21 protein-coding genes and 3 pseudogenes are annotated in these 24355 nt (G+C 66.2%); 12 read left to right on the forward strand and 12 right to left on the reverse strand.

Annotated features, from left to right (window positions below; translation table 11 throughout):
• Window positions 1-98: 98 nt before the first annotated feature.
• Window positions 99-794: pseudogene (locus KZO24_RS05450) on the forward strand (tyrosine-protein phosphatase); the annotation flags it as partial.
• 87 nt (window positions 795-881) lie between these two features.
• Here the strand turns inward: KZO24_RS05450 and KZO24_RS05455 are convergent.
• The gene (locus KZO24_RS05455; RefSeq protein WP_271183189.1) at window positions 882-1757 is read right to left on the reverse strand and encodes an alpha/beta fold hydrolase; all 876 of its coding nucleotides are present in this window, start codon (window positions 1755-1757) and stop codon (window positions 882-884) included.
• Window positions 1758-1903: 146 nt separating this feature from the next.
• On the opposite strand from KZO24_RS05455, the pseudogene trxB reads away from it, so the two are divergent.
• A pseudogene (trxB, locus tag KZO24_RS05460) lies at window positions 1904-2879 on the forward strand (thioredoxin-disulfide reductase).
• Window positions 2880-3008: 129 nt separating this feature from the next.
• Here trxB and KZO24_RS05465 read toward each other — a convergent pair.
• The gene (locus tag KZO24_RS05465; RefSeq protein ID WP_271183190.1) at window positions 3009-3554 is read right to left on the reverse strand and encodes a SixA phosphatase family protein; all 546 of its coding nucleotides are present in this window, start codon (window positions 3552-3554) and stop codon (window positions 3009-3011) included.
• Between the two features lie 23 nt (window positions 3555-3577).
• Entirely contained in the window at window positions 3578-6307 is a 2730-nt protein-coding gene (locus tag KZO24_RS05470) for an ATP-dependent DNA helicase (RefSeq protein ID WP_271183191.1), read from the reverse strand.
• Between the two features lie 221 nt (window positions 6308-6528).
• On the opposite strand from KZO24_RS05470, the gene KZO24_RS05475 reads away from it, so the two are divergent.
• From KZO24_RS05475 to KZO24_RS05490, 4 genes are all read left to right on the forward strand, one after another.
• Window positions 6529-7194 (forward strand): PadR family transcriptional regulator, encoded by a 666-nt coding sequence (locus tag KZO24_RS05475; RefSeq protein WP_008832214.1) that lies wholly within the window; start codon window positions 6529-6531, stop codon window positions 7192-7194.
• The gene (locus KZO24_RS05480) at window positions 7191-7481 is read left to right on the forward strand and encodes a DUF2218 domain-containing protein (RefSeq protein ID WP_008832215.1); all 291 of its coding nucleotides are present in this window, start codon (window positions 7191-7193) and stop codon (window positions 7479-7481) included. Before KZO24_RS05475 ends, KZO24_RS05480 begins: the two co-directional genes overlap by 4 nt.
• Before the next feature lie 231 nt (window positions 7482-7712).
• Window positions 7713-9308 carry a lysine--tRNA ligase gene (locus KZO24_RS05485; protein WP_271183193.1) on the forward strand — a complete coding sequence of 532 codons (1596 nt, stop codon included), beginning with the start codon at window positions 7713-7715 and terminating at the stop codon, window positions 9306-9308.
• Between the two features lie 15 nt (window positions 9309-9323).
• Window positions 9324-9842 (forward strand): DUF1003 domain-containing protein, encoded by a 519-nt coding sequence (locus KZO24_RS05490; protein WP_271183194.1) that lies wholly within the window; start codon window positions 9324-9326, stop codon window positions 9840-9842.
• Window positions 9843-10435: 593 nt separating this feature from the next.
• Here KZO24_RS05490 and KZO24_RS05495 read toward each other — a convergent pair.
• The 4 genes from KZO24_RS05495 to KZO24_RS05510 all read right to left on the reverse strand — a co-directional run bounded on the left by KZO24_RS05495 (window position 10436) and on the right by KZO24_RS05510 (window position 15303).
• Window positions 10436-11101 carry a 2OG-Fe(II) oxygenase gene (locus KZO24_RS05495; RefSeq protein WP_271183195.1) on the reverse strand — a complete coding sequence of 222 codons (666 nt, stop codon included), beginning with the start codon at window positions 11099-11101 and terminating at the stop codon, window positions 10436-10438.
• A gap of 134 nt (window positions 11102-11235) precedes the next feature.
• Window positions 11236-12189, reverse strand: coding sequence for an RcnB family protein (locus KZO24_RS05500; RefSeq protein WP_271183196.1), 954 nt, complete (start codon window positions 12187-12189; stop codon window positions 11236-11238).
• Between the two features lie 185 nt (window positions 12190-12374).
• Window positions 12375-14054, reverse strand: coding sequence for an energy-dependent translational throttle protein EttA (gene ettA, locus KZO24_RS05505; protein ID WP_008830987.1), 1680 nt, complete (start codon window positions 14052-14054; stop codon window positions 12375-12377).
• 178 nt (window positions 14055-14232) lie between these two features.
• A complete protein-coding gene (locus KZO24_RS05510) occupies window positions 14233-15303 on the reverse strand; it encodes a hypothetical protein (RefSeq protein WP_486486958.1) in 1071 nt (356 codons plus the stop codon).
• Window positions 15304-15548: 245 nt separating this feature from the next.
• Here KZO24_RS05510 and KZO24_RS05515 point away from each other — a divergent pair, with 245 nt between their 5' ends.
• The gene (locus KZO24_RS05515) at window positions 15549-16928 is read left to right on the forward strand and encodes a M28 family peptidase (RefSeq protein ID WP_271183198.1); all 1380 of its coding nucleotides are present in this window, start codon (window positions 15549-15551) and stop codon (window positions 16926-16928) included.
• A 160-nt stretch (window positions 16929-17088) separates the two neighbouring features.
• Here KZO24_RS05515 and KZO24_RS05520 read toward each other — a convergent pair whose 3' ends face one another.
• From KZO24_RS05520 to KZO24_RS05530, 3 genes are all read right to left on the reverse strand, one after another.
• Window positions 17089-17961 (reverse strand): HpcH/HpaI aldolase/citrate lyase family protein, encoded by an 873-nt coding sequence (locus KZO24_RS05520; protein WP_271183199.1) that lies wholly within the window; start codon window positions 17959-17961, stop codon window positions 17089-17091.
• Between the two features lie 306 nt (window positions 17962-18267).
• Window positions 18268-19131: an SDR family NAD(P)-dependent oxidoreductase gene (locus KZO24_RS05525; protein ID WP_271183200.1), complete on the reverse strand. Its 864-nt coding sequence runs from the start codon at window positions 19129-19131 to the stop codon at window positions 18268-18270.
• Window positions 19121-19831 (reverse strand): TetR/AcrR family transcriptional regulator, encoded by a 711-nt coding sequence (locus KZO24_RS05530; RefSeq protein WP_486486959.1) that lies wholly within the window; start codon window positions 19829-19831, stop codon window positions 19121-19123. Before KZO24_RS05530 ends, KZO24_RS05525 begins: the two co-directional genes overlap by 11 nt.
• 132 nt (window positions 19832-19963) lie before the next feature.
• Here KZO24_RS05530 and KZO24_RS05535 point away from each other — a divergent pair, with 132 nt between their 5' ends.
• From KZO24_RS05535 to KZO24_RS05545, 3 genes are read left to right on the forward strand one after another with little or no spacing between them, the layout of a single operon-like run.
• Window positions 19964-20983 carry a hypothetical protein gene (locus tag KZO24_RS05535; RefSeq protein ID WP_486486960.1) on the forward strand — a complete coding sequence of 340 codons (1020 nt, stop codon included), beginning with the start codon at window positions 19964-19966 and terminating at the stop codon, window positions 20981-20983.
• The gene (locus KZO24_RS05540; RefSeq protein ID WP_486486961.1) at window positions 20920-21312 is read left to right on the forward strand and encodes a hypothetical protein; all 393 of its coding nucleotides are present in this window, start codon (window positions 20920-20922) and stop codon (window positions 21310-21312) included. Before KZO24_RS05535 ends, KZO24_RS05540 begins: the two co-directional genes overlap by 64 nt.
• Window positions 21309-22730: an acyl-CoA reductase gene (locus tag KZO24_RS05545; protein ID WP_486486962.1), complete on the forward strand. Its 1422-nt coding sequence runs from the start codon at window positions 21309-21311 to the stop codon at window positions 22728-22730. The genes KZO24_RS05540 and KZO24_RS05545 overlap by 4 nt, the downstream gene beginning before the upstream one ends.
• 8 nt (window positions 22731-22738) lie before the next feature.
• Here KZO24_RS05545 and KZO24_RS05550 read toward each other — a convergent pair whose 3' ends face one another.
• Window positions 22739-23029: a type II toxin-antitoxin system RelE/ParE family toxin gene (locus tag KZO24_RS05550; protein ID WP_271183204.1), complete on the reverse strand. Its 291-nt coding sequence runs from the start codon at window positions 23027-23029 to the stop codon at window positions 22739-22741.
• Entirely contained in the window at window positions 23022-23267 is a 246-nt protein-coding gene (locus tag KZO24_RS05555; RefSeq protein WP_271183205.1) for a type II toxin-antitoxin system ParD family antitoxin, read from the reverse strand. The genes KZO24_RS05550 and KZO24_RS05555 overlap by 8 nt, the downstream gene beginning before the upstream one ends.
• Window positions 23268-23488: 221 nt before the next feature.
• On the opposite strand from KZO24_RS05555, the pseudogene KZO24_RS05560 reads away from it, so the two are divergent.
• Window positions 23489-23542 (forward strand): annotated as a pseudogene (locus tag KZO24_RS05560) (dihydrolipoamide acyltransferase); the annotation flags it as partial.
• Between the two features lie 178 nt (window positions 23543-23720).
• Window positions 23721-24272, forward strand: a complete 552-nt coding sequence (locus tag KZO24_RS05565; RefSeq protein ID WP_008830978.1) for a peroxiredoxin — start codon at window positions 23721-23723, stop codon at window positions 24270-24272.
• Window positions 24273-24355: the final 83 nt, after the last annotated feature.

Genomic DNA, 24355 nt, shown 5'->3' on the forward strand with positions numbered 1-24355 from the left:
TTGCGTACAGGTCCTCTGTTCCGAATCTCTTCTGCAAGATACGTCTGGAATATGGTATCGGCAGTACGTGAGATAGCGTGAACGTTAGCGACCGTGTCATGCGCTTTGAGGGCGTTCATAATTTCCGCGATGCGGGCGGCTACCCCCTGCAGTCGGGTGGACGGATCAGGTGCAGGACGATCTGGCGCTCTGGCCAGCATTATGGCGCCAGTGATGCGGATCTGGAACGCATCTCGGCTCTGGAACTGGCGAGTGTGTTCGATCTGCGGACCTCGAAGGAGCGCACGGTACACCCATGCCGCCGACCGGCCGGCTTTGCCGCCAGAATCGTAGTCGCGGTCGACCCTGTATTGCGGCATGCCCCGCATCTGGCGGCCGCCCGGACGACCCGTCAGCGGACCGTACAATCGACGCATGACAGCCTGAAGCGCAATTATGAGGGTATCTGCTTCCGACCGGAATTGCAGGTCATGATCCGCCAATGGTTCGACGAACTGGCTCGCGCAAGGGGCCCGAGTCTCGTCAACTGCATGGCAGGCAAGGATCGTACCGGGATCGCGGTCGCCATGCTCCATGCTGCACTTGGCGTGCATCGCGACGATATCATGGCGGACTACTTGCTGACCAACAGCGCTGGCGATGTCGAGGCACGGATCGCTTCCGGAGCGGAGACGATCAGGGCCATCACCGGTCAACTCGACGATGCCGTCCTACGCGTCCTGATGGGTGCGGATGCGGAGTATCTGCACGCGGCCTGGACGGCGATAGAAGACCGTTGCGGCAGCCTCGAAGCCTATCTTGAAGAGGCACTTACCCTTACGCCAACCAAACGCGACCGCCTGCGGGAGGTGCTGGGGAAAATTGAAGCCGACGGCTCCGGTTCAGTCGAGGAATGCCTTCACGTCGCCCATGAACCGGTCGAACTGGTCGTGGTGCAGCCAGTGTCCGGCGTTCTCGTACTCGATCAGCCGCGCGCTGGGGAAATAGTCCATGCGCCCGTCGCCCGCCGGACTGCTGGCGAAGCTGTCCTTGCCCCACAGCATCAGCGTGGGGCAGGTGATCGCCTGCCACAGCGCGGTGACATGATCGGTCGGCAGGTCCGAGGCGGTCCAGACGTTCAGGTAATTGTCGAACTTCCAGCTCCACGTCCCGTCCTCGTTGCGGGTGGCGCCGTGGATGGTGAGGTGGCGGGCCTGTTCGTCCGTCAGGAAGCCGTTCTCCTCCTTCATGCGCTGGTAGGCGTCGCGCAGGGAGGCGTACTTGCGCACCGTGCGGCCCGAGGCCTTGCGCTTGTCCTCGATCCACTTGCGCAGCCGGTCGCCGGCGCCTTCCTCCTCCTGCTGGCGGCGCAGGCCCGGGGGCGGGCCGAGACCCTCGATGTTGACGAACTTCGTCACCTTCTCCGGATAGAGCCCGGTGAAGCGTGTCGCGATGTTGCCGCCCAGCGAGTGCGCCACGATCGTCACCTGCTCGTGCCCCAGCGTGTGGACCAGCTGCGCGAAGTCGTAGACGAAGGCGTCCATGCCGTAGTGCCCCTCCGGGCTCCACTCGCTGTCGCCGTGGCCGCGCAGGTCCGGACAGATGACGTGCCAGTCGCGGCGCAGTTCCTCGGCCACCCAGTCCCAGCTGCGGCAGTGGTCGCGCCCGCCATGCTGCAGGATCAGCGGCGGGGCATCGGAATTGCCCCAATCGACATAGTGCAGGCGCAGGCGCTGCGAGACGAAACGGTTCGAGGTGGGGCCGAGCTGGTTCTTCATCCTCGTTGGATGGGGACGCGCGCCGCGCAGGTCAATCCAAGGGCGAATTTGCGGGGATGAAAGTAATGCTTTTCCGCCGCAGCGCTTGGCGAGCGAGGCGCAAGGCCCTATCTCGCGGGCCAAGGATTTCACGCGAGAGTTACGAAATGGCGACCACGCACAAGACCCGCATGCTCATCATCGGTTCCGGCCCGGCCGGACTTTCCGCCGCCATCTACGGCGCGCGCGCGGGCATGGAGCCAATCGTCGTGCAGGGCCTGCAGCCCGGCGGCCAGCTGACAATCACCACCGACGTCGAGAACTACCCCGGCTTCCGCGAGGTCATCCAGGGCCCCTGGCTGATGCAGGAGATGGAGGCGCAGGCGGTCCACGTCGGCACCCGCATGATGTGGGACACGATCACCAACGTCGATCTGACCGGCGACACTTTCGTCGCCACCGGTGACGGCGGTGACATCTACGAGGGCGACACCCTCGTCATCGCCACCGGCGCGCAGGCCAAGTGGCTGGGCGTCCCCGGCGAGCAGGAGCTGTCGGGCAAGGGCGTCTCGGCCTGCGCGACCTGCGACGGGTTCTTCTACCGCGGCAAGAAGGTGGTCGTGATCGGCGGCGGCAACACCGCGGTCGAGGAAGCGCTCTACCTCACCAATCATGCGACCGAGGTGGTGCTGGTCCACCGCCGCGATCTCGCTGCGTTCGGAGAAGATCCTGCAGGACCGCCTCTTCGCGCATCCCAAGATCACGACGGTCTGGAACAAGAAGGTCGACCGCTTCCTCGCGGGCGAGAACGGCGCCCTGCGCGCCCTCGCGTTGATCGACACCGAGACCGGCGAGCAGAGCGAACTTCTGGCCGACGGCGCCTTCGTCGCGATCGGCCACGCGCCCGCGACCGAGTTGTTCAAGGGCAAGCTGGCGATGGACGACACCGGCTACCTGATCGTCGAGCCGGGCACCCCCAAGACCGCCATCCCCGGCGTCTTCGCGGCGGGCGACGTGTCGGACCATGTCTATCGTCAGGCGATCACCGCTGCGGGCGTGGGCTGCATGGCCGCGCTCGATGCCGAGCGGTATCTGGCGCACAAGCTGCACCTCGCGGGGATTACGGAGACAGTGCAGGGGTGATCTCGAGGGAGCGTTTTCGCTCCCCATTCGTCATTGCGAGCGAAGCGAAGCAACCCAGGGCGGCCTAATGCTGACCTGGGTTGCTTCGCTTCGCTCGCAATGACGAAAGGGTTATGCGATGACGGAGGGTTATTCCGTCAGGCTCGGCCCGAGCGAAGGATCGAGGTCGCGCGGCCGCACCAGATGCGTCAGCCGCCCGCAGCCTTCGCGAAGCTGCGACCAGCGCTCGATGTCGAGTTCCACCACCGCATAGGCTGCGGTCGGGAACTTGTCCTCCACCACGTCACGCAGGGGGCTGGATCCGTCATCCGGCACGAGGTCGAAGATCAGATCCTCAAGTCCCGGATTATGCCCGACCAGCAGGATCGAGCGCGGGTCCGTTTCCTGATCCTTCAGCACGTCGATCAGCGCCGCCGAACTGGCGAGGTAGATGCGCCGGTCCCAGGTGACCGGCGGCGTCTCGCCTGCCGCTTCCCCGGCCAGTTCGATCGTCTGCGTCACGCGCACGGCGGGCGAGGCGAGGATGTAGCGCCAGCCCACGCCGTGTTCGAGGATGTGCTTGCCCATGACACCCGCACCGACGCGGCCGCGCTTGTTGAGCGGACGGTCGAAGTCGCGCAGCCGGGCGTCGGTCCAGTCCGATTTGGCGTGACGGAAGATGCCGAGGATTTTCATGGGGCGAACTCTACAACAGCGGATCAGGATAGCGACTGCGAGTCTTCCGCCCGGTCCGCTGCGGCTCCTTGAGCATGACCGGCCACGCGCTGTAAAGCCTCCTCCAGCGTAACGCGCCGGATCGGCGTCCCCGCCGGGAAGGCGGAGAGCAGGCGCGAGGGGAACGCGGGCGAGAGCACGACGAAGTGCCCCCGGTCCTCGCGGCTGCGGATGAGGCGGCCGAAAGCCTGCGCCAGCTTGGCGCGGATCAGTGTGTCGTCGTAGGCGCTGCCCCCGCCCGCCAGGCGCCGGGCGCGGTGCAGGATCGTCGGGCGCGGCCAGGGCACTTGCTCCATGACCACGAGGCGCAGGGAGTCGCCCTGCACGTCCACCCCGTCGCGCAAGGCATCGGTGCCCAGCAGTGAGGCGGCGGGATCGTCGCGGAAGATATCGACCAGCGTGCCGGTGTCGATCGGATCGACGTGCTGCGCGTAGAGCGGCAAGCCGCCGCGCGCGAGCCGGTCGGCGATGCGGCCATAGACCGCACGCAGTCGCCGGATCGCCGTGAACAGGCCGAGCACGCCGCCGCGCGAGGCTTCGATCATGCGGCCGAACGCGGCGGAGAGGGCGGGAATGTCGCCCTTGGGCACATCGGTGACGATCAGCACTTCGGCCTGTGTCGCGTAGTCGAACGGGCTCTGGTGGATCGACAGGCGCGGCATCACCTCGATGTTCGGCGCGCCGGAGCGGGCGATGGCCTTGGCCCAGTCCTCGCCGTCGCGCAGCGTGGCCGAAGTCATGACGACGCCGTGTGCCGGTTCGAGCACGATTTGCGCGAAGGGCTTCATCGGATCGAGCCAGCGGCGGTGGATGCCGATGTCGAATTCGCGCGCTTCCGATCGATCGACGGCGAGCCAGTCGACGTATTCGGGATCGGCCGGGCCGCCCATGCGGTCGAGCAGCGATTCCCAGGCGCCGAGGGTATCGACGCGCCATGTCAGCGAATGGCGCGCGCCTTCGATGCGGGCGCGTCCCGGTCCGTCGAGCCAGTCGGGCGGCTCCTCCAGCAGCGCTTCGAGACGCATGCCGAGGCGGATCAGCGGTTGGCGCAGTTCCGCCAGCGCCGCGCGGGCGCCTTGCGCGATCTCGACGAACGAGCCTTCGAGGCTGGCCGCTTCGGTTTCGAGGCCATAGCCCGCTTCCTGCCCGCCGCTTTCGTCGCGGGCGTAGACGGTGGCGCGCACCGCCGCGAGCAGTTCCTCCAGCGGGCCGGAGGCGGCGTTCTCGGCGATGCGGCCCATCCAGCCGTCGCCGGGAAGTGCCTCTGCGGCCTCGCGCGCAGCGGCGATGGCCTTGGCGCCAGCCTCGTCGTAGCTAGCGACGTCGGCAAGGCGGGCTGAGAGGCCACGGCGGCGGCCCTTGGAGGCTTTCTCCGGACCTATCACCCAGCGGCGCAGTTCGATCGCCTCGGCGCCGGTGAGCGCTGCGGCGAAGGTGGAATCGGCGGCGTCGAAGACATGATGGCCTTCGTCGAATACCACGCGAGTCGGGCGTGAAGCGGGGTCACGTCCGCGCGCGGCATTGACCATGACGAGGGCGTGATTGCCGATCACGAGATCGGCGCCGACACTGGCGCGGGTCGCACGCTCGATGAAGCACTTCCGGTAATGCGGGCACCCGGCGTAGACGCATTCGCCGCGTCGGTCGGTCAGCGCCGCGATGCCGCGCTGGCGGAACAGGGTGCCGAGCCAGCCGGGCAGGTCGCCGCCGATCATGTCGCCGTCCTGCGAGTACGCCGCCCAGCGCGCCACCAGTTGCGCGAGGATCGCCGCGCGGCCGTTGAAGCCGCCCTGCAGCGCATCTTCGAGGTTGAGGAGGCACAAGTAGTTCTCGCGCCCCTTGCGCACCACGACCGGGCGGGTGCCGTCGGCGCGGCGCTCGGGCCAGGCGCGGCGGCTTTCGGCGCGGAGCTGGCGCTGCAGCGCCTTGGTATAGGTGGAGACCCAGACGGTGCCGCCTGCCTTCTCGGTCCACAGCGAGGTGGGGGCGAGATAGCCCAGTGTCTTGCCGATGCCGGTGCCCGCCTGCGCCAGCAGCACATGCGGACGGCCCGACCGTTCGCGTGGGGCGAAGGCGTGGGCGGTCTCCACCGCATAGGCGCGCTGGCCGGGGCGCTGCTCGGCGGTGCTGCCGGTGAGGCTGGCGAGGCGCTGCAGGACTTCCTCGTCCTCCAGCACGACCTGCCGAGGCTGGGGGACTTCGGGGGTTTCCTCCCATTCGGGCAGGCGGGTGAACAGCCAGCGCTCGGCACGCTCGGGCTTGCGGATGCGCCCCGTCAGCAGCGTGGCCCAGGGCCAGCGCATCCTCACCAGCGATTGCAACGACGTCCACGCGCCCTCGCGTTCCGACCAGGCGCCGTTCTCGCACATGTCGAGCAGGGCGCCGGCCGCTTCCTGCAGCAGGCGCGGCACATCGGAATCGCCCTCCGGCTCGGCGAGGCCGAGGGCATGGGCAAGGCCCTTGGGCGTCGGCACCACGAAGCGCGCCGGATGGACGAAGGCGTAGAGTTCCAGCAGGTCCAGCCCCGAGAGGTCCGGATAGCCCAGCCGCGTGGCCAGCAGGGGCGCGTTGAGGATCAGCAGCGGCGTGTCAGCGGCGGCCATCACCGCCTCGCCCTTGGAAAGAGGGCGGGTGCCGAGGCCGGTCAGATCCTTCTCGCGCAGCCAGCAGCCGCCATGACTGGCGTGGAGGGCAGGGAGGGGCAGGGCGGCCATGGCCTCTCATTAGGCACGGGGGCGGAATTGGAAACGCCGGGCTCTCGCGCTCCACGGAAAAAATTACGGCTCGATACAAATTTCCCTCTTGTTGGATTTCACTCAAGATATATCTTAAGGCCATCATGAAGCATATGGAAAGAATGATGAGCAACTCAGATTGCAACCATGGCCGCGGACGCGGCCGTCACGGTGGAGAACGCCGCTTCGGGCGCGAGGACATGATCTCTGCGATGTCCGAAGGCGCCGAAGACTTGCGCGCGATGCTTGGCCGCCACGGCGGCAGGCACGGCCTGCACGGGCTGGCCCGTGGACCGCTTGGTGGCGGGTTCGGGAAGGGCTTTCCCGGCGGCTTCGGTGGCGGCTTTGAAGGTCGCGGCGGACGCGGTGGTCCTGACGGTCCGCGCGGCGGCGGTCGTCGCAAGCGGTTGTTCGACCAGGCCGAACTGCAGACCCTGCTGCTCGCCCTGATCGTCGAGGCGCCGCGCCACGGCTATGAACTGATCCGCGAGATCGAGGCGCTTTCGGGCGGCGACTATGCGCCGAGCCCGGGCGTGGTCTACCCCGCGCTGATCTACATGGAAGAGACCGGCCTGATCGCCCCCGTCTCCGGCGACAGCGCCCGCAAGGCTTTCGAGGCCACCGCCGAAGGCCGCGCCAAGGCTGGGGCCGATGCGGAGAAGTTCGCCGAACTCAAGGGCCGCCTCGGGGCGCTTGCCGCCCAGCGCGACCGGGTCGATCCGGCGCCGGTGCGCCGGGCCTTTCACGCGCTCAAGACGGCGGTGTTCGACCGGCTCTCGACCGAAGGGGCCGACCGTGACTTCATCCTGCAGATCGCGGATGTCATCGACGAGGCCACCCGCAAGATCGAAAGGATCGAGAAGTGAGCACCATCGCCGCAACCGTGAAGACACCGAATGGCGGCAAGTACGTCCGCCAGCTCTGCAAGCACTGGAGTCACAAGCTGGAAACCGCAGTGGACGGCGATAAGGGAACGGTGACGTTCCCCAATGCCGTCACCGTGATGGACGCCGATGCGGAAGGCATCGCCATCACCATCACCGGCGAGGACCGCGACGCGGTGCAGGGGCTGACCGACGTGGTCGCCCGCCACATCGACCGGTTCGCGTTCCGCGAGGACGCGCTGGTCTACGACTGGGCATGGCGGGACTGAGCGTGCAAGGAGGGGCTGAACGCTCCTCCTCATATGCCGTCATCCCAGCGAAGGCTGGGACCGTTAGCCTGTTATTGCCAACTATCGTCAGGGCGCCCGGCCGAGGGTTGGGCTTTACGCGGCCAGCGGTCCCAGTCTTCGCTGGGATGACGGTGGGTTTTGAGGCTGGGGTACGTGAACTATAGACTCCAGCCTTGCGAAAATCGCGCATTTCGCCTTAGAGCGCGGGCCATGACCGAAAATGCCCTGATCGAAGCCGCACGTGTGTCCAAGGCCTGGCCCTTCCAGGAGGCCCAGAAGCTGCTCAAGCGGTTTCCGCAGGGCAAACCGGACGGCGCACCGGTGCTGTTCGAGACCGGCTATGGTCCCTCGGGCCTGCCGCATATCGGCACGTTCCAGGAAGTGCTGCGCACCACGCTGGTCCGCCGCGCTTACGAGGCGCTGACCGGCGGCGCGCCGACGCGGCTCGTGGCGTTCTCGGACGATATGGACGGGCTGCGCAAGGTGCCCGACAACATTCCCAACGCCGACGTGCTCGCCGCCAACCTCGGCAAGCCGCTCAGCCGCATCCCCGATCCGTTCGGCACGCACGAGAGCTTCGCGCATCACAACAACGCGATGCTGCGCGAATTCCTCGACCGCTTCGGCTTCGATTACGAGTTCGTCTCGGCCAGCGACCGCTACAATTCGGGCGCGTTCGACGCCGCGCTGGCGCGGGTGCTGGAGTGCAACCAGGCGATCCTCGACGTCATGCTGCCCACGCTGCGCGAGGAGCGCCGGCGGACCTATTCGCCGGTGCTGCCGGTCTCGCCCACGACGGGCGTGGTGCTGCAGGTGCCGGTCGAGGTTGTCGACGCGGCGACCGGCATGATCCGCTTCACCGACGAGGACGGCTCGGTCGTCGAGCAGTCGGCGTTTGGCGGTAAGGCCAAGCTGCAGTGGAAGGTCGACTGGGCGATGCGCTGGTTTGCGCTGGGCGTCGATTACGAGATGTGCGGCAAGGATCTGACCGACTCGGTCACCCAGTCGGGCAAGATCGTGCAGGTTCTCGGCGGGCGTAAGCCCGAGGGGCTGATCTACGAACTGTTCCTCGACGAGAACGGCGAGAAGATCTCAAAGTCCAAGGGCAACGGCCTGACCATCGACCAGTGGCTGACCTATGGGACCGAGGAGTCGCTCGGTTTCTACCTGTTCCGCGAGCCCAAGAGCGCCAAGCAGCTCCACGCCGGCGTGATCCCCAAGGCGGTCGACGAATACTGGCAGTTCCGCGGCAACCTCGCGGGCCAAGCGCTCGACAAGCAGCTGGGCAACCCGACCTGGCACCTGCTGCGCGCCAATGGCGACAAGGGCGGCGCGGGCGATGCGGTGCCGGTGACCTTCTCGCTGCTGCTCAACCTCGTCGGCGTGCTCGGCGCGGAAGCGACCGCGGAGCAGGTGTGGTCCTACCTCGGCAACTACGTGGCCGATGCCAGCCCCGAGGCACACCCGGACCTTGCCGAAATGGTTCGCGCCGCGCTCGCCACCAACCGCGACTTCATCGCGCCGACGCTTCAGCGCCGGGCGCCCACGGCCAATGAGGCCGCCGCACTGAAGGACCTCGACTCGCAGCTTGCGGCGCTGGGCGAGGCTTCGGCTGAAGACCTGCAGAACATCGTCTACGAGATCGGCAAGAACGAGGCTTACGGTTTCGAAAACCTGCGCGACTGGTTCAAGGCGCTCTACGAAACGCTGCTCGGTTCGCCGCAGGGGCCGCGCATGGGGAGCTTCATCGCGCTTTACGGCATTCCCGAAACGCGGCTGCTGATCGCCGAGGCTCTTTCGGCCTGACCTGACGGAGACGCGATGCACCGGACCGACCTCACGCCCGAGCAACTCTGCGAGGAACTGCTCGGGCGCAAGCTGACCGACGTGGACGCTGAGGAACGGCGCGTATTGCAGCGCATCGCCTCGGGCCAGGTCATGGGACCGGACGCGCAGGAAGAGGCATCGCTGCATGCCGGCTTCGGCGACCGGCTGGCCGACCGCGTCGCGGCGATCGGCGGTTCTTGGGGCTTCATCATCGCCTTCGGCGTGGTGCTGCTGGGATGGATGCTGGTGAACAGCCGCATCCTCGAGGACTTCGGGCTGCACCCCTTCGATGCCTACCCCTATATCTTCCTGAACCTGATGCTCTCGATGCTGGCGGCGATCCAGGCGCCGGTGATCATGATGAGCCAGAACCGCGCCTCCGACAAGGACCGCATCGCCGCGCGGCACGACTACGAGGTGAACCTGCGCACGCAGCTGGAGATCATCCGCCTGCACAAGCGGATGGATCAGCTGTTCGAGAATCTTGAGCGCCGGGCAGGCGCGGAAACCTGAAATACATAAGAGCCGTCATCCCCGCGAAGGCGGGGACCCAACTGATGCTTGTGCAACACGAGATCACTGGAGATGGGTTCCCGCCTTCGCTGGAATGACGGGTTTTGGTTTGCGCGTACCAGGGTGTGCACCGGACATGCAAAAACACCCGCTGGCGAGTGCGGGCCGTTACGCCGGGGAAATCAACGCATCCGAGAGTGAACATCGGGTCGGCGTCGGGAGCGTCCAAGCTGGGACGCAGGGTTTTGTGTTCCGCAAGCTCGGGCGAACGGCCGGGTAGCAGCGGGCAGCCCGGCTCGACCTGTATTCCATCGGAAAGTCCCATGTGGCCGTCGTTAGGGTTCGCATCGTTATCGGCCGATGGCTATCCGGGATGGTCATCCCAAGTCCTGCCGTGTGTCGCAGGAACGTATGGACGGCTTTTCCGGTAGCTCAGGGACAGTCCGGGTCTTCGAACGGACGCGTGGTTTGCGTAGCTACGGCTTGAAACCGCATCCCGGCCCACGACGCCGACCCGATACACCTCTCCAGCGTGATCATCGCCGGATCGGATGCCGGGCCATATAACCTATTTGGCGATAAATGTCAAGGCGTCACTGCCAGGTCCGCGTGCGGAACCACTTGGTTACGACATACTTCACCCCGCGTACCACCGGGCGCGCCGCATGCATGGTCCAGGGATTCGGCGTGCCATCGGGCAGGGCATTGTTCCATAGCAGCATCGTGCCGGCGCAAGGCGGGATGCTGAGCGCGACCCGGGTGAAGTCGGTCATGCCGCCTTCATCGACGCTGTTGAGATAGATCATGGCGGTCCAGCTGCGCTGCCCTCCGCAGCGTCGCTCGGTTCGCCAGTACCCGGCAGCGGTGTCGAACCAGTCGCAATGTTCGTTGAAGTACTGGCCGCAAAGGTAGCGTTGCCCTTGCGCGGCTTCTGCACATGTGGGCGCAATACCGGTCATGGCGGAAAGGCGCGCATCGAGATTGCGCACGCATTCGTCGGCTTCGTCAAGGTCGCCCGAGTAGCTGGTGCGGTAGCCGGGCCAGAGGCCTTCTTCGACAAGGCTGGAAGGGCAGGCGACGGCATCGATCAGCGTCATCAGGCGCGCACAGGTAGGCGGGGTCAGGAAACCGTCGATGGCGTAGATTTCCGCGCGATCCTCCGGAAAACGGCGCGCCGCGGGTTCTCCGGCCAGTCGTTCGCGTACCACCGCGCCCATGCGGGCGAGAGCCTTGCGGTCGGGATGTGCGGGCTCCGTCATGGCAGCTAGACTATCCGTATCCGCAGATAGTTCAATTGCCCTCGTGAAGTATCGGATTGCCGGATTTCCAGGGGTGATAAGAAAAATCCCGGAGTTTTACCTCCGGGAGTTTTCCGTATCTCTTGTCTGGCAGCTTACCAGAAGAAATCGTAGATCACGTCTACCACTTCGCCGCTATAGATATCGACCAGCATCACGTCGTCGTAGTAACGGACCCAGCGGTAGGGGCCGTAGACCGGTGGCAGGCGGTAAGCCCAAGGATCGTTGATCCAGTAGCGGTTGCCGTAGAACATCGAGCCCAGCGAGAAGCCGATGCTCAGGCGGCGGTAGGAGTAGCCGTTGTACGGCGCGTAATAGCGGCCGATGCGATAGGTGTTGCGATTGCGGTCGCGATAGCGCTGCCAGTCGTAGCGGTTGTCGCGGCGCCAGTCGTTGCGATTCCAGGACTGGTAGCGATCGCCGCGGCCGTTGTCGCGCCAGCCGTTGTTGTTGTTGCGCCAACGATCGTTGTTGTTCCGGCGGTCGTTGTCACGCCAGCGGTCGTTGTCGCCGCGACGGTCGTTGTCCGCGCGCCACGAAGGGTTGCGATCGTTGTCCGGGCGGCGGTCGTTACCTGCCTGCCCATTGCCGGGCCTGCCATCACCGGGTCGGCCATTACCATTCCGCCACGCGTTGTCGCGGTCGCGGTTGTCGTCCCGGCGGACCGCCTGACCGGCGCCGCGATCGTTGTCAGGGCGCTGGTTGTTGCCCTGCCACGACGGGCGGCCCTGCTGCTGGCCGGACGAGGGGCGCGAACCTTGCCAGTTGGGGCGGTCGTCTCCACGCCCCTGCTGCTGGGCGGGGCGTGCCTGAGGCTGGCGCTGCTGCTCGCGCATCTGGCGAAGCTGCGGGCCGATCTCGCTGCGGCCGTTGAGTCGCTGCTGCTGGGGCTGAGGTTGCGGCCGGGACTGCGGACGCTCGGCACGGGCATTGTTGCCGCGCTCACGGCCCTGGTCCTGCGCGAAGCCGGGGCTGGACATCCCCGTGATCGCAATCGCCATGGTGGCGACGGCGATCAGTACACCTGCTTTTCTGTTTTTCGTTGCCATTGTTCCGGTCTCCAAACCGAAGTGCCGGACGGCGAAGCGCGGCTCATCGTTGAACAGGGTGTACCGGATCAGCGCTGTCGCAATGGTGAATGGCGGCGTTGCTCACCGTTAAGTTTCGTAATGTTGCAGCGACAAATAAAGCCGCCGCCCGGTTTCCCGGGCAGCGGCTTTCGAAACAGCGCAAATCAGCGCGTCAGCTTCTTGTACGCCAGCGCGGTCGGACGGTCGGCGGCGTCGCCCAGACGGCGGCGCTTGTCCTCTTCGTAGGCGGCGAAGTTGCCCTCGAACCATTCGACGTGGCTGTTGCCCTCGAACGCGAGGATGTGGGTGGCGAGACGGTCGAGGAAGAAGCGGTCATGGCTGATGACCACGGCGCAGCCCGCGAAGTTCTCGATCGCCTCTTCCAGCGCGCCCAGCGTTTCCACGTCGAGGTCGTTGGTCGGTTCGTCGAGCAGGAGGACGTTGCCACCCTCCTTGAGCATCTTGGCCATGTGGACGCGGTTGCGCTCACCGCCCGACAGCTTGCCGACGTTCTTCTGCTGGTCGGCGCCCTTGAAGTTGAAAGCACCCACATAGGCGCGGGTCGAGGTGTCGTGACCGTTGACCTTCATGTAGTCGAGACCGTCGGAGATTTCCTCCCAAACGTTCTTCTTGGGGTCGAGGTGGTCGCGGCTCTGGTCGACGAAGCCGAGGTGGACGGTCGAGCCCATCTCGATGGTGCCCTCGTCAGGCGTTTCCTTGCCGGTGATGAGCTTGAACAGCGTGGACTTGCCGGCGCCGTTCGGGCCGATGACGCCGACGATGCCGCCCGGCGGCAGGATGAACGAGAGGTTTTCGAACAGCAGCTTGTCGCCGTAGGCCTTCGAGATGTTATTGACCTCGATGACCTTGCCGCCGAGACGCTCGGGCACCTGGATGACGATCTGGGCCTTGCCGGGACGGCGGCCCGACTGCGCTTCCTGCAGCTGCTCGAACTTGCGGATACGCGCCTTGGACTTGGTCTGGCGCGCGGCCGGGGTCTGGCGGATCCACTCGAGTTCTTCCTTGAGCGCCTTGGCGCGGCCGGATTCCTCGCGGTCCTCCTGCTCCATGCGCTTGGACTTCTTCTCGAGGTAGGTCGAGTAGTTGCCCTCATACGGGAAGTACTTCCCGCGATCGAGTTCGAGGATCCAGTTCACCACGTTGTCGAGGAAGTAGCGATCGTGGGTGATCATCAAGACCGCGCCCGCGTATTCCTTGAGGTGGTTTTCCAGCCATTCGACGGATTCGGCGTCGAGGTGGTTGGTCGGTTCGTCGAGCAGCAGGATCGAGGGTTTCTGGATCAGCAGGCGGGTCAGCGCGACGCGGCGCTTTTCACCGCCCGACAGGCTGTTCACCGGCCAGTCGCTCGGCGGGCAGCGCAGGGCCTCCATGGCGATCTCGAGCTGGTTGTCCAGCGTCCAGCCGTCGACCGCGTCGATCTTGCCCTGCAGGTCGCCCATTTCCTCCATGAGTGCGTCGAAATCGACGTCCTCCGGCGGGTCGCCCATGATGTTGGAGATCTCGTTGAAGCGGTCGACCAGATCGGCGGTCTCGCGCGCGCCGTCCTTGACGTTCTCGAGGACGGTCTTGGTCGGATCGAGTTCCGGTTCCTGCTCGAGATAGCCGACGGTGATGTTCTCACCGGGCCAGGCTTCGCCGGTGAAATCGGTGTCGATACCGGCCATGATCTTGATCAGGGTGGATTTACCGGCACCGTTCGGGCCGACGATGCCGATCTTGGCGCCCTGGTAGAACTGCAGCGAGATGTCGCTGAGCACCGGCTTCTGGGCACCGGGGAAGGTCTTGGTCATGCCCTTCATGACATAGGCGTATTGGGCGGCCATGCGGTTCCTCTGGATGGAATTCGAAGTCTGGAAAAGAGTTGGGGCCGCTACTACAGGCCAGAGCACGGATTGCCAAGGGTACGGCAAAGTACCCGCGTCGTCCCGGACTTGATCCGGGACCGGTGGCGGTCTTCAGGCACGAACCATCGCGCAAGGCGCGTGAAGCAACGTGGGCTGGTCAGGGCCAGCGGTCTTGGATCACGTCCGGGATGACGATGCCGCTCTGATCAGAGTCACGCAGTGTCCGCGGCAGGAAGGCCAGTCCGGCCATGACGGTCGGTACGCTCAGGATCGCCCAGTAGAAGTTCACCGGCCTTGCGAAGACCGCCAGCAGCAGTGCGATCGTCGCCAGCCACGGCAGCGCGAAGCGGGCCAGCGGCGGTGGCGCTCCCAGGAACCCGAGCAGGCAGAGTAGCACGGCGAGATAGCTGAACGGAGCCGGGATCAGGTGCAGCAACGTCACGTCGGCGATGTCCTGCAGCACCGCGCGGGGCCCGCGCAGACCGTCCCAGCCTTGTGACAGCGTATCGCCGGGAAGCGAGAGCGGCACGACCGCCTGCCGGTGCAGAAGCAATACCACGGCATAGCCTGCAATCAGCGCAGCCCACGCGGCCAGTTCCCGGTATCGGCCGCTCCGCCAAGCCCAGAATGCCGCGAGCAGCACGAAGGGCAGCGCCAGTTCGCGGATCGCCAGCGCCGATGCGGCGGCGAGGAAGGCGGCGGTCGGGAAGGAGGGGGCGGTCAGGCCCTTGACCCGCAGTGCCATGGCCAGCGCCACGAGCACGCCCGCCCACAATTCATGCGACACCGAAAGCCCGGGGCTGGCGACCATCGCGCCGCCGACCAGAATGAGCAGCATGGCCAGCATCCGCTCGCGTCCACTTACCAGCGGCCGCAGCATCGCGAACCATGCGGCGGCGGTGACGGCAAGCAGCACGCAGAGGAGGACATGCACCGTGCGCCAGCCCAGCGCTGCCTCGATCCACGCCAGCGTCGGCAGGCGCACCGTCACGAAGGGGCTGGTCGGAAAGCCGTGCGCGCGCTGGAGGCGGGTGGCGGCATGGTAGTAGCCCTCGCCCCCGGCCACCGCATTGCCGATGTCGTGATAGAGCTGCACGTCGGAATAGCGCCCGTCGCCGCTGATCGCCTCACCGGACTGCGAGGCGCCGATCTTCAGCGTCGCCAGTGCGAGCACCACGAAGAGGGCGATCACGGCGAGGGCCTGAAGACGGGTGAGGGCGGCGAGCATGGCGCGGTTGTGTTCGCTCGGCTTCTCGGCGGCAAGACGAGCCTCGGATTATCCACACGAGTTGATCTGCAAAATCTTCGTCATTGCGAGCGCAGCGAAGCAATCCAGGGCAGTTTCAAGCCGCTCTGCATTGCTTCGCTGCGCTCGCAATGACGAGACTGCGGGGAGATCATCAGGGGGCCGCCGCAATTGGCAGCCGGGACGACGCTTGGCAGCGACGGATCGCTCGGTTAGCACTTGCGCATATGAGCACCCTCCCAGTCCTTCGCGCGGGGCTTCTTGCCGCCGCGCTGTCCGCTGCCGTCCCGGCTTTCGCAACTCCCCAGCAGGGCTCAGGCGTCGCCTGGGACATCGTCGAGGGCCTGACCACCGAGATCGGCCCGCGCATGGCCGGCTCCGAGGCCGAGGCGCGCGCACGCGACTGGGGTTCGGCCAAGCTCAAGGCGCTCGGTTTCCAGAACGTGCGGGTGGAGGAGTTCAAGACCCTCGCCTGGAAGCGCGGTCCCGAGAGCGCGAAGCTGACCGCGCCTTACGCGCAGCCGCTGGCGATCACCGCGCTTGGTTTCTCGGTGCCGACACCCAAGGGCGGGCTGAAGGCTCCGCTGGTCTACTTCCCGACGCTCGATGCGCTGGAAGCGGCGCCCGACGGATCGCTCAAGGGCAAGGTGGCCTTCATCGACCACGCGATGCGCGCGGCGCAGGACGGTTCGGGCTATGGCCCTTACGGCAACGTGCGCCGTCAGGGGCCGACGATCGCCTCGCGCAAGGGCGCGGCGGGCGTGGTGATCCGTTCGGCGGGCACCGACAGCCACCGCAACCCGCATACCGGCGTCACCATCTTTGCCAAGGATGTGCAGCCGATCCCGGCAGGCGCGGTCTCGAACCCCGATGCCGACCTGATCGCCCGCACCGCCGCGAGGGCTGCGGCGGGCGGCAAGCCGATGGCCATCGACTTGACGCTGGAGGGCAAGCCGTTCCCCGATGCGCCTTCGGGCAACGTCATCGCCGACCTGCCGGGGCGCGATCCCTCGTTGCCGATCATCGTTATCGCCTGTCACCTCGACAGTTGGGACCTCGGCACCGGCGCGATCGACGACGCCTCGGGTTGCGCCATCGTGACGGCGGCGGCACTCGCGGCGCAGCAGGGCGGGCAGGCTTTGCGCACGATCCGCGTGCTGTGGTCCGGCAACGAGGAAATGGGCGTCGGAGGCGGCGGCGGTGCGGCCTATGCGCGCATGCACGGGTCGGAGCCCCACGCCGTCGCGATGGAGAGCGACTTCGGCGCTGACAAGGTGTGGGCGGCGAAGTTCAACACCGCCGCCGACAACAAGCCGATGGTGGACAAGGTGAAGGCCGCGCTCTGGCCGATGGGCGTCGTCCCACATGATGGCGAGACCGAGGGCGGGGCCGACGTCGCCGCGATCATCAAGGCGCAGAATCTGGCGGTGATCGATCTCGGGCAGGACGGGATGCACTACTTCGATCTGCACCACACGCCGGACGATACGCTCGACAAGGTCGATCCTGCGGCGTTGCAGCAGAACGTCGATGCCTGGACGGCGGTTTTGAGGGTGATCGCGAATGAGCCTGGGGTGATCGGGAAAGCCGGGGCCAAGAGCGAGTAGCAGTCGGTCTCCACTCCGGTTCTTTCGACGTGCCAGCCTTAAACATTCTTCGTCATCCCCGCGAAAGCGGGGACCCATCTGATGGAACTGCAACAGGCGCCGTCAGGAGATGGGTTCCCGCCTGCGCGGGAATGACGACCCAATGAGAATGATCGTGGCCTCAAACCGAAGCCGCAATTCGCTCCGCCACCGCGACCAGCCGCCGGGCCTGCTCCAGATGCAGCAGTTCGGTCATCTTGCCATCGACCTTGATCGCGCCCTTGCCCTGGTTCTCTGGCAACGCGAACGCCGCGATCACCGAGGCCGCCCAGCCGAGGTCCGCTTCGCTCGGTGAGAACACCGTATTGCAGGGCTCGATCTGCGCGGGATGGATCAGGCTCTTGCCGTCGAAGCCGAACAGCAGCCCCTGCCGCGCCTCCTCCTCGAACACACCTAAATCGCGGAATTCGTTGCAGACGCCGTCGAGCACGGTGACGCCGTGCGCCCGCGCGGCCGCGACCGCCATCGACAGGAACGGCAGGAACGGCGTGCGCTCGGGCACCGACTGCGCGCGCATCTCCTTGGCGAGATCGTTGAGGCCCATGATCCACAGCGACAGCCGCGTCGAACGGGCCTTCGCCGCGATCGGCTCCAGTGCGAAGACGCTCGCGCAAGTCTCTATCATCGCCCAGAGCTGCAGGGTTTCGGGAGCGCCGCTCAGCGCATCCTGCAGCCGGTCGATGTCCTGCGGGCCGTTGACCTTGGGCACCAGCACCGCGTCGGCCTTCGACCCGGCGACGGCGGCAAGGTCCGCCGCGCCCCATTCGGTATCGAGGCCGTTGACGCGGATCGCGACTTCCCGGTGACCGAAGCCGCCTTCCGCGATCGCGGCGACGGCGGCAGCGCGTGCCTCTTGCTTGGCTTCGGGTGCGACTGCGTCCTCGAGGTCGAGGATCACCACGTCGCAGGGCAGGGTGCGCGCCTTGGCGAGAGCCTTGGCATTCGAGGCGGGCAGGTAGAGCGCGCTGCGGCGGGGGCGGTCGATCGAAGTCATCAGGGCAGGTTCCCGTGTCGAGTATGTCGCCGCCTCCTTGCGGCGCGCGGCGCCACGGGGTCAAGCGCGGGCGCCGTGGTTTTTAGGGTATCGACCAACCGCTACGCAAATTCCTCTAGGCCTAAAGAACAATTTGCAATCGTTTGCCTGCTATATACCCTTTATCAGCCGCAAATGGTCGCCCGCGCATCGCGGCCAGGGGCGCGGAGTCCTCTCCCTTCCTCCGCGCCCTGAGCGGTAGCCCATGCGGGTCGCAGACGTCGCCCCGTGACCTGCTCCATCAAGGATCGGGCACGGGGCACTTCCTCAGAGATCGGCGAGAATGCGCTCGCTCTCCTGCCACAACCGCGCGGCCGCCGCGTCGTCGAGCGCCTGCGGGGCCGCCGGAATCTCGGCAAGGTCATGGAAGTAGCGTCCCCCGTTCGTACCCGCCTCGGGCGCGGTGGCGAGCCAGACGATCGTGCGCGCGGACTGCTCGGGCGAGACGAGATCCTGTCCCTTGCCATAAGCCTGCAGCGAGGCTTCGCCGTGGCTCCAGAAATTCGAGCCGACCTTGCCCGGATGCATGGCCTGCGCGGTGATGCCCTTGTCGGCGAGGCGGCTGGCCAGTTCGCGGGTGAACAGCAGGTTGGCGAGCTTGGCCTGGCAATAGGCGGGACCGGTGGCGAAGTCGTCCAGCATCATCAGGTCGTCCCAGCGCATCGCTTTCGCCTGCTCATGCGCGAGCGATGAGACGGCGATCACCCGCACCGTGCCGGGAGGGCTGTCCTGCCCCGCGCGCTCCAGCAGAGGGAGCAGTTCGCGGGTCAGCAGGAAAGGGGCGAGGTGGTTGGCGGCGAAAGTCGCCTCCAGCCCCTCGGAGGACACGTAGAGCCCGTCGCGGATGCCGCCTGCGTTGTTGACGAGGACCTGGACTTTATCGGTCAGGGCCGCGATCTCGCGCGCGACGCGGCGCACGTCGGCCATTTCGGCGAAGTCGCCGCGCAGGAAATCGACTTTGCCGAAGGCGCGCAGTTCCGCTTCGGCGGCATCGCAGCGGGCTGGATCGCGTCCGGTGGCGATGACGTGCCAGCCCATGCGGGCGAACTCCGTCGCGCTGGCCTTGCCGATGCCGGAACTGGCGCCGGTGATCACGACGACGGGTTGCGGCTTCGCGGAATTATCGGACATTTCGGCATTCTCCCCTGCCGCGCCCGACCTTCGCGGGTCGCGGTGTGTCTGGTCTAGCGCGGCTCCGCCCCTTAAGGAACAGATCGACGGCGAAGCGCACGCGCCGGTCGATGTCTGGTGCGGGCAGCATGTTTCCCGACAGAATGAAGCGCACCGGGCCGCTGACGACCATGCTCATGAACACGTTGGCCGCAAGCATCGCGTCGCCGATGGCGAGACGGCCTACCTCGGTCTCTTCCTCGAGGATCTGCGCGAGGAACCGCACGGTCGGCAGCGCGGCGATGTCGTAATAGGTCTGGAAGATGTCCGGGAAGCGGTAGCTCTCGGTATTGATGAGCCGTTGCAGCTTCGCACCCGCAGGTTCTCCCACCAGTCCGATCCGCAGCATCGCGATGGCAATGAGCGTATCCTCCAGCGTGTTCCTGCGCGTGGCGGCGATCACCTCGGCACCGACCGCGCGGGCCTCGGTGCCGTGGCGGACGGCGGCGCGGAATAGCGCGGCCTTGTCCGGGTACTTCGCATAGACCGTCCGCTTGGTCATGTTCACGTCGGCGGCGATCCCCTCGATCGTGGCGCTTTCGTATCCTTTGTCGAGGAAGTGTTCGAGCGCGGTGTCGAGCAGGGCGACCTGCCGGACCTGGGCCTGTTCGCGCGTGGGGCGTCCAGCCTTGGGGAGCGCAGGGTGCGTGTCTTCGAGCATGATCCCCATGGACCCGATTTGGCTTGCGTCGCCAAGAGGCTCGTGAATAATGAAACGCATAAGGTGTTATTAATCGAGTCGCGATGGACTGTCCAGTCCGTCGCGGCGGCAAGGGAGAGGAGTAAGGGAAGCATGGGCATTGCTGCGGACAAACTCACTGCGCTGGTCGCTGACCCGGAGCGCTTCGCGTTCTCCGCGGGCGACTTGCGCGAAACCCAGGTTGCCGCGCTGGACGAGCGGTTTCAGGAGCGCCGCGATCGGATCAGGCTGCTCGGCCTGCGCGCCCGCGACGCCGGGATCGACAGCATCGCGCGGATCGAGGACGTGGTGCCGGTGCTGTTTCCGCACACCGCCTACAAGTCCTACCCGGAAAGCTACCTGATGGACGAGCGCTGGGATCGGCTGACCAAGTGGCTCGGCACGGTGTCCGCGCATCCGATCGAGGGTATATCGCTGGACGGGATCGACGGCATCGACGACTGGATCGCGCGGCTGGCGGAGCAGGGGCATTTCATCTCCTGCTCCAGCGGCACCACCGGCAAGTCGGCGATGCTGATCGCCTCGCAGAAGGACATGGACTGGTCGCGGATCGATACCGTCAACGTCTTCGCCTGGGGCTCGGGCGTGGTGCCGGCGCAGGACCGGCTGATCATCGGCTGCGCTCCCGTGGCGACGGTGCCCAAGAACGCGGCGATCGCGCAGGCGCAGTACGAGGCTTTCGCCAATCCCGAGTGGCCGCGCTGGGCCTATCCGGTGCCGCCGATCACGGTCGGTTCGCTGACGGCGATGGTGGTCATGCGCAAGAAGATCGCCGAGGGCACCGCCCGTCCGGACGAGATCGCCGCCTTCGAGGAAACATCGGCCGAGCGCGCGCGGCTGGTCGCCGATGCGGTGCCCGCGACGGCGCAGTTCATCATCGAGAACCGTCACCGCAAGCTCCAGCTTTCGGGGCTGTGGAACGGGCTGTGGCAGGTCGCCAAGGCCGTGCGCGACGCGGGCTACGGGCGTGAGGACTTCAACCCGGACAACTCGATCTACGTCGGCGGGGGCTCAAGCGCGCGCAGCTTCCGGCGGACTACCAGGACTATGTGTTCGAGACGTTCAACATCCCGGCGGACCGGCATTTCCAGAACTATTCGATGCAGGAACTGAACTCCGGCATGCCGAAGTGCCGAGAGGGCGGGCGCTATCACGTGCCGCCGTGGATCGTGCCGGTGCTGCTCGACAAGTCGGGTGACGAGGCGCTTCCCCATGCGGGCGGCGAACAGGAAGGGCGCGCGGCGTTCTTCGACCTCTCGCTCGACGGACGCTGGGGTGGCGTCATCACCGGCGACAGGATTTCGCTGGACCATTCCCCTTGCGCCTGCGGGAACCACGGCCCGTCGATCCGCGACGACATCGCCCGTTATGCGGATCTGGAAGGCGACGACAAGATCGGCTGCGCGGGCACGGTCGACGCTTATGTGCGAGGTGTGGCATGAACGAGATCGCACAGCCTGAGGTCAGCGAAGACCTCGTCTCCGCCCCGTTCTTCCTGCGCGGCGAGGTGCTGCACGGGACCGACGTGATCCAGACGTCGCGCGACCTCGGCGTCACGTTCGCCACGCCGCGCATTCCCTTCGATCGCGCGGTGCCGCCGCGCACCGAAGTGCCGCCGCTCCTCAACGTACCGCTGGCCGAGATCATCGACTTCCTCGTCGAGACCGGCCAGCGCCTGCTCGCCAGCGACAACGACCACATGCAGGAATGCATCGAGCGCATGTGCCGCACGCATATCCTGCCCCGCGCCGTCGTCGAGAATACCGCGCGTCATGCGGCGGCCTATCTCGACAAGCGGGTGCTGATGGCCGAAGTCGAGCAGAACTTCCCCGATCCGCGCGCGCTCGACGAATGGGTGCCGAAGCAGGACTTCACCGGCCGCAAGAGCTTCGTGCGCGCCTTCGCACCGCGCCTGATCCATGTGCTGCCGGGCAATTCTCCCGGCGTCGCGGTGAAGTCGGTGGCGCAGGGGGCGATGGTGAAGGGCATCAACCTGTTCAAGATGAGCAGCGCCGATCCTTTCACCATGGTCGCGATCCTGCGCACCATGGCGGACCTTGATCCGGCGCATCCGATCGTGCGCTCGATGTCCGCGGTCTACTGGCGCGGCGGCGACGATGCGACCGAGCGGGTGCTCTACCGTCCGCAGTACTTCGACAAGATCGTCGCCTGGGGCGGCGGGGACGCGATCAACAACGTCATCAAGTACCTCGGCCCCGGCTTCCAACTGGTGTCCTTCGATCCCAAGACCTCGATCTCGATGGTCGGGCGCGAGGCGCTGGCGGACGAGGAGACGATCGACCGGGTGGCGGACTTGTGCTCGGCGGACGTGATGACACTCAACCAGGAGGCCTGCGTCGCCAGCCGCTTCCAGTTCGTCGAGGGGGACGAGGCGGCGGTAGACCGTTTCTGCGCGCGCCTGCACCATCACGTGGCTCGCCGTGCGGCGGAAAGCGGCGACGTTCGCCCGCTCGATAGGGACATGCGCGAGGCGGTCGAATCGATGACGCTGATGGACGACGAGTACGGCGTCTGGGGCCGCACCGACGGGCGGGGCCTGGTGATCCGCTCGGATGAGCCGGTGGACTTCCACCCGATCAACAAGACCGCCAACGTCGTGCGCGTGGGCAGCCTCGACGATGCGGTGAAGTGGATCAACGTGGCGACGCAGACGGTCGGCTTCTACCCGTTCGACCGCATGGCCGCCTACCGCGACCGCCTCGCCGCCGGGGCGCGCAGCGCATCGTGCATCTGGGAGAGGCGGGGCCTTCGACCATCGGCAATCCGCACGACGCGATGTATCCGCTCCACCGCTTCGTGCACTGGATGGCGCACGAGGACGGGCGGGGGTAGGCGCTAGATGTGGCCCTAGATGTGACGGGGCGCATCCATGCGATCGTGCAGGATGCGCATCACCGCGACGCCATAGTCGGTCGGCCGGAAATAGAGGACGTGCCTTCCCAATGCCCGTCGCCGGTACCCTGCACGGATGTGGCTGCAATCGCTCGATTGCAGGGGTGCATTTGCCAGATCGGTGCACGCCTGTTCGATCTGATCCACATAAGCGACGGCTTGGGGAACGCCCCATTCGGCAGCGGTATGGTCGAAGATCGCTTCAAGATCGCGTTGGGCTCTCGGGCTAAGCCGGAACTCAGCCATGCTCGGCGATCTTGCGCCGCTTGAAGGCTGTGAAGTCGAAGGGTTCGGGCTCACCGCTTTGTTCGGCTTCGATCAACGCGCTGCGAATGCCTTCGATTTCGCCGGACCGCTCCTGTTCGCGCCGGATGAGATCGCGGATCGCTTCGCTGTCGTTCGTATACCGCCCCGCGCGGACCTGAGAAGCGATCCAGGCATCCTGCTGATCCGTCAGCGTGATCGTCTTGCGTACCGTAGCCATATGCTTTCCGTCATACTATCGGTGCAGTTTAATGCGGGGAGCGCAGGGCTGCAAGTCTCTCTTCAAACCGCAACATCGCCGAGACGGATATGACCGCCCCTCGCTTGCCTGCTGCGGCGAGTGCGCTACCCATCGAACAAACAGCCCGCCACGCCGGGCACGCGAAGGGGATCATAACCACCATGGCCGTCGAAATCCTGCTCCCGAAGATCGGTTTCTCCATGCAGGAGGGCCAGGTCGCCGAATGGCTCGCCGCCGATGGGGCGCAAGTGACCGAAGGCCAGCCGCTGTTCTCGCTGGAGGCGGACAAGTCCACCAACGAGGTCGAATCCCCGCCACCGGCACGCTCAAGATCGTCACGCAGACGGGCGAGACTTACGAAGTCGGCACCGTTCTCGGCTGGATCGAGTAACTGGCTGGACAGGCGCGGATCGTCGGGTCACTATCCGCGCCATGAACCGCCTTCTTACCGCTGTCGCCGCCTTCGGGCTCCTCGCCGTTTCGGGCACCGCGCATGCCAGTCTCGCGGTCGGCGCGAAGGCGCCGCAGTTCGCGGCCAAGGGCGCCAAGGCGGGCAAGGAAGTCGACTTCGATCTCGCCAAGGCGCTGAAGAAGGGGCCGGTCGTGCTCTACTTCTATCCCAAGGCATTCACGCAGGGCTGCACGCTGGAGGCCCACGCCTTCGCCGAAGCCACGCCCGAGTTCGCGCAGCTTGGCGCAACCGTGGTGGGCATGTCGGCGGACGACCTGCCGACGCTCAAGAAATTCTCGACCGAGGAATGCCGCGACAAGTTCGCGGTCGCCACCGCCAGCCCCAAGGTGACCAAGGATTACGACGTCGCACTCACCCGGCCGGGCGTCCCGGCAGGCATGACCCAGCGCGTCAGCTACGTCATCGACCAGAGCGGCCACGTCGCCTTCGTCCACTCCGACATGGACTACCGCGAACACGTCACGATGACGCTGGCGGCGGTCAAGGCGATGAAGGCCAAGCGCCCCGGTTGAACCCGGCCCCTTGCGCCGAACCGCCTGAGCGCCACTTTACAAACAGCCGTACTGCGCTAAGCGGTGCGGCTCGTTTGTTTCAG

The organism is Novosphingobium sp. NFX11 (genome assembly GCF_057376415.1).